The following is a 5240-nucleotide window of genomic DNA, read 5'->3' on the forward strand; positions in this document are numbered from 1 at the left end:
TCGCCGGTATCGGAGCTGCCGGTACAGGTGATGCGCGACGGGTTGGTTTCATCGGCCATCACTTCCGGGCTACAGGATTTCACCTGCGACACCGTCGCCACGTCGAACTGCACGCCGCCGATATCGAAGTTCTTCACCCCCGCGCCCTGACCGTCGTGGTTCATCCAGAAGTAGTCGTTGATCCCCTGTTGCGGGCGCTGGTGGAAGTCGCGGCCGGCCCAGAGATAGGCGTTGGGGTTGGAGTCGAGGACGTTGGTGACGCCGACGTAGGCCTTCTTCAGGTTAACTTCGTCGCTCCAGTGGTCGAACATCACGTTGAGATCCCAGATAGCCCCCTGCGCGCTTTTGAAGGCCTTGCTGATCTGGAATTCGCCGCCGTTGCTTTCGTTGCCGAGACGGCCGATCGCCGAGGCGCCGTTATAGGAGCCGTCGACGCCGACATATTTCTGGTCGCCGGTCTGGAAGTGGGCGCCATAGCGGGCATAGCCGCTGAACTTGAGGCCGAACGGAATGGCCATATCCGGCGAGGCTGCGGTGGTCTGCGGGTTGGTGATCACATCGACCTTTTTGTTGGCCGCGGCGTCGATTTTTGCCTGGCGGTCGGCCAGCGCTTTATCAACGGCTTTGGCGACGATGGCGTCGATCTGTTCCTGAGTAAATTCTTGCGCCATTACAGAGGTAAGCGGAAAAAACGCGGCGATAACCGCCATGGTTAATGGAAGCTTTTTTATCATTGTCATGAGTTTCTCAATATAGGTTAATTTTATTCAGACAATAACCAGCCTATTCTGAGCTGACAGAATATGTCGCTATCATCAGAACAAGTTATTTTTTATTTTGTACGGTCACAGAGGCACTACACAATTATCGCTACTTTCCCTCCTTCGCTGATATTAAACAGGTGGTCTTTCGCCACTGACAAAAAACACAGCACGAACCAATAAACGCTATTTTTCGGCTGCAGGCAGACGGCGTAATACATGCCCCCGCAGGGGCATGTCAGCAAAATTTAACCAAAGATATAGGTATTGACGAGATTTTCGAGTAATTCCTGACGCCCGCTCTGATGCTGCGGATTCAGATTATGCTGCTCAGCGTATCGGGCAATATTATCCAGCGACATCTGCCCGGTCATAATTTTCTGCCCCAGCTCGCCCTTCCAGCCGGCATAGCGTTTTGCCAGACCCTGATCGAGCTTACCATCCTCAATCATGCGCGCGGCCAGCTTAAGGGACAGCGCCATCACGTCCATGGCGCCAATATGGCCATAGAACATGTCGTATTTGTCGATGCTCTGCCGACGAACTTTGGCGTCAAAGTTCAGGCCGCCGGTGGTGAATCCCCCGGCTTTGAGGATCTCGTACATCACCAGGGTATTTTCTTCCACGCTGTTCGGGAACTGGTCCGTATCCCAGCCGAGCTGCGCATCGCCGCGGTTGGCATCAACGGAGCCAAAGATCCCCAGCGCGATGGCGCTGGCGATTTCATGGTGGAAAGAGTGCCCCGCCAGGGTGGCGTGGTTAGCTTCAATGTTCACCTTGATCTCATTTTCCAGACCAAACTGCTTCAGGAAACCATACACCGTCGCGACATCGTAATCGTACTGATGCTTTGTGGGCTCCTGCGGTTTCGGCTCGATAAGCAGCGCGCCACCAAAGCCAATCTTATGCTTGTGCTCCACCACCATCTGCAGGAAGCGGCCAATCTGCTCACGCTCCTGGCGCAGGTCGGTATTCAGCAGCGACTCGTAACCTTCGCGGCCGCCCCACAGCACATAGTTTTCGCCGCCGAGCTGGTGGGTGGCGTTCATGGCGGTCACTACCTGCGTGGCCGCCCAGGCAAACACCTCCGGATCGGGGTTGGTCGCCGCCCCGGCGCCGTAACGCGGGTGGGTAAAGCAGTTGGCGGTGCCCCAGAGCAGTTTCACGCCGGTTTGCTGCTGTTTCTCCGCCAGCACCTCGGTCATGATGGCGAAATTATGCAAATATTCTTTCAGCGACGCGCCTTCTGGCGAGACGTCGACATCGTGGAAGCAGTAATACGGCACGTTGAGCTTGTAGAAAAATTCAAACGCTACGTCCGCTTTGCGTTTGGCCATTTCCAGCGCATCGCCCGCGGCCTGCCAGGGACGCTCAAACGAGCCGGCGCCAAACATATCCGCGCCATTCCAGCAGAAGTTATGCCAATAACAGGCGGCAAAACGCAGATGATCGGCCATGCGTTTTCCCAGCACGATTTCATCCGGATTATAGTGGCGAAACGCCAGCGGATTATCGGTTTTGGGTCCGGCAAAGCGAACGCGATCAACCTGGTCGAAATAGGTTTGCATGATGAACTCCGAAATTGAGAAACAGGAAAATTAACAACTGTGACACATCGTGTATTCTCATCGTCGGTTGCTCAATTACGTTATTTCACTCGGCGATTGAGAAAATGCTCAAATGTGAGCCATCTCGCAAATAAAACTATTTTAAATATCTCGCTTCGCGCGCGTATAGCGTACACTTCCTGGGGAATTCAGGTATCCATACCAAATTAAAATGCCGGTTTTGTCACAATGCCTGCCTGCCAAAAAATTAGCGGCGGATAACGGTTCAACGCAGGCGATACAGGCCTTTGCTTCGAGGATCACAGAAGTAAAAAAACATAATTACGTAATTTAAAAACGTAATAGATTCTTCCAGGTCAACTGTGTCAGAAAGTGTTTCACCTACACAAAACAAACCGGAGTCTGCTTAGAATGAGTAAAAACATAATGCACAGTCGGCATGATGAATATCATAAATTAACCCGTGGAGAACGAATTGGTTATGGCATGGGCGACTTTGCGCAAAACCTGGTTTTCGGCACAATTGGGGGTTTTCTGGCTTTGCATATGCTGACGGTAAATACCATCAGCACGGCAACGGCAGGCTTTATTTTTCTTTTTGTCCGTATCATTAATGTGTTTTGGGATCCGATGGTCGGAACCTACGTGGATAAACGAACCTCGAAAGCGGGGAAATATCGTCCGTGGCTGTTACGAGCCGGCGTTCCGCTGGTGATCCTGTCGGCATTACTGTTCGCGCCCATCCCTGGGGTGAAAGGTTCGGTGGCTTTCGCCTTTATTATTTATCTGGCGCTGGACCTGGTTTATTCCTTAGTCAATATTCCCTATGGCTCGCTGAATGCGTCACTGACCCGCGACCCGGAATCGATCGATAAGCTGACCAGTACCCGCATGATGCTGGCCAACAGCGCCAACCTGCTGGTCTATACCCTGTTCCCGATGTTTGTGCAGATGGCGGCGCCGAAAGATCGCAGCCTGAAAGACACCGGCTTTTTTGGCCTTGAGCTGAATCTCGGCAACTATACCGATCCGTCGGCGAACTACGCCTGGTTTGGCGTGTACGCCATCTATATGATCATCGGCGCGGTGGCCCTGTTTATTTGTTATAAATTCACCAAAGAACGCGTTGTCGCGACCGCCGAGCAGACCGCCAACGTCAAAACCACCGACCTTTTCCACGAACTCAGACATAACCGCCCGCTGGTTATTCTCGGCATGTTCTTTATGCTGGCCTTTACCTTCATGTTCTTCATGAACACCGTTAACGGCTTCTTCAACCAGTTCGTCGTCGGCCATTCCGAATGGATGGGCGCCGTGGGTCTCGTCGCGTCTATTCCCGGCATCGCCTTCCCGGTGTTCTGGCCGAAACTGAAAAAAATCTTTGGTAAAAAAGGCTTCTTCCATCTGTTCCTCGCCATGTTCATTGTCGGCGAACTGCTGACCTACGTCTGGTCACGCGAAGGGATGCACGACGCCCTGTGGCTGGCCTACATCGCCACCTTTATTAAACAGTGGGGCTTAACTTCCGCCACCGGCTTTATGTGGGCGCTGGTACCGGAAGTCATCGCGTACGGCGAATTAAAATCTGGCAAACGCAATGCCGCCATTATCAATGCCATTATGGGACTCTTCTTCAAGATCGGCTTCACCATCGGCGGCGCGATCCCGCTGTGGCTGCTGGCGGTGTATGGATTTAATGAAAGCGGCGCCGTGCAGAGCGCCAGCGCCATCGACGGGATCATTATGACCGCGGTGTGGATCCCGATCGCGCTGGCCGCTATTTCGATGGTGATTATTCAGGTTTATCCGATCTCCGATAAACATGTTACCGACATTAACCGTCAGCTGGATGAGATCCGCGTGTAGTTAAAAAAATTATAAATCAGACCGATTCGTCACTTTCCATTTTAAAAGGTGTAATGAAATGTCACTTATTCAAAACCCGATATTACGCGGCTTTAATGCCGACCCCAGTATTATTCGCGTCGAGGATACGTACTATATTGCCAACTCGACGTTTGAGTGGTTCCCGGGCGTGCGTTTACATGAGTCGAAAGACCTGAAAAACTGGAACCTGCTGCCTTCGCCGCTCTCCACCACCACCCTGCTGGACATGAAGGGCAACCCCTCCTCCGGCGGCATTTGGGCGCCGGCGCTCTCCTGGGCCGATGGGCAATTCTGGTTGGTGTATACCGATGTGAAGGTCACCGAAGGCGCCTTTAAAGACATGACCAACTACCTGACTACCGCGAAGGATATTCGGGGCCCGTGGAGCGACCCGATCAAGCTGAACGGTGTCGGGTTTGACGCCTCGCTGTTCCATGACGACGATGGCCGGAAATATATCGTCCAGCAAACCTGGGATCACCGGGAGTACCATCACCCCTTCGATGGCATTACCTTAACGGAGCTGGATACCAACACGCTGAAGTTAATGCCGGAAACCGCGCGCACCATCTACCGCGGCACCGCCGTGGCGCTGGTCGAGGGGCCGCACCTCTATAAACTGAACGGTTATTACTATCTGTTTGCCGCCCAGGGCGGCACCGTGTTTACCCACCAGGAGGTGGTGGCGCGGTCGAAAACCCTCGAGGCCGACAGCTTCGAAACCGAGCCGGGCGACGTGTTCTTAACCAACGTCGATACCCCGGACAGCTACATCCAGAAACAGGGACATGGCGCGCTGGTCTCCACCCCGGGAGGCGAATGGTATTACGCTTCGCTCTGCGCCCGGCCGTGGAATCGCCCGGGGGAATCCATCTACGACCCGCGCGGCTGGTCAACCCTCGGCCGGGAAACCGCGATCCAGAAAGTATACTGGGACGACGAGGGCTGGCCGCGTATTGAAGGCGGTCACGGCGGGAAAACCTTCGTCGAAGGGGGCTTTGTTGAATAAATCAGATTTCGGGTA

The 5240-nt window shown here is 53.7% G+C and carries 3 protein-coding genes and 1 pseudogene; 2 read left to right on the forward strand and 2 right to left on the reverse strand.

What is annotated here, in order from left to right; genetic code table 11:
• A partial coding sequence (locus tag HMPREF3096_RS07560; RefSeq protein ID WP_141749325.1) for a carbohydrate porin occupies window positions 1-740 on the reverse strand: 740 nt, incomplete at its 3' end.
• A 269-nt stretch (window positions 741-1009) separates the two neighbouring features.
• Window positions 1010-2329 (reverse strand): xylose isomerase, encoded by a 1320-nt coding sequence (gene xylA / locus HMPREF3096_RS07565; RefSeq protein ID WP_032731853.1) that lies wholly within the window; start codon window positions 2327-2329, stop codon window positions 1010-1012.
• A 426-nt stretch (window positions 2330-2755) separates the two neighbouring features.
• Here xylA and HMPREF3096_RS07570 point away from each other — a divergent pair, with 426 nt between their 5' ends.
• Together HMPREF3096_RS07570 and HMPREF3096_RS07575 are read left to right on the forward strand one after the other, a co-directional pair.
• Window positions 2756-4195 (forward strand): MFS transporter, encoded by a 1440-nt coding sequence (locus tag HMPREF3096_RS07570; protein WP_074193553.1) that lies wholly within the window; start codon window positions 2756-2758, stop codon window positions 4193-4195.
• 58 nt (window positions 4196-4253) lie between these two features.
• Window positions 4254-5210 (forward strand): annotated as a pseudogene (locus HMPREF3096_RS07575) (glycoside hydrolase family 43 protein); the annotation flags it as partial.
• Between the last annotated feature and the right edge of the window lie 30 nt (window positions 5211-5240).

Origin of the sequence: Klebsiella sp. HMSC25G12 (genome assembly GCF_001807705.1) — a bacterium.
In the GTDB taxonomy this organism is placed as follows: domain Bacteria; phylum Pseudomonadota; class Gammaproteobacteria; order Enterobacterales; family Enterobacteriaceae; genus Klebsiella; species Klebsiella variicola.

Excerpts from the sequence above, each read along its gene's own strand:
- xylA (WP_032731853.1), bottom strand. The coding sequence starts at position 2,329 with ATGCAAACCTATTTCGACCAGGTTGATCGCGTTCGCTTTGCCGGACCC.
- HMPREF3096_RS07570 (WP_074193553.1), top strand. The coding sequence starts at position 2,756 with ATGCACAGTCGGCATGATGAATATCATAAATTAACCCGTGGAGAACGA.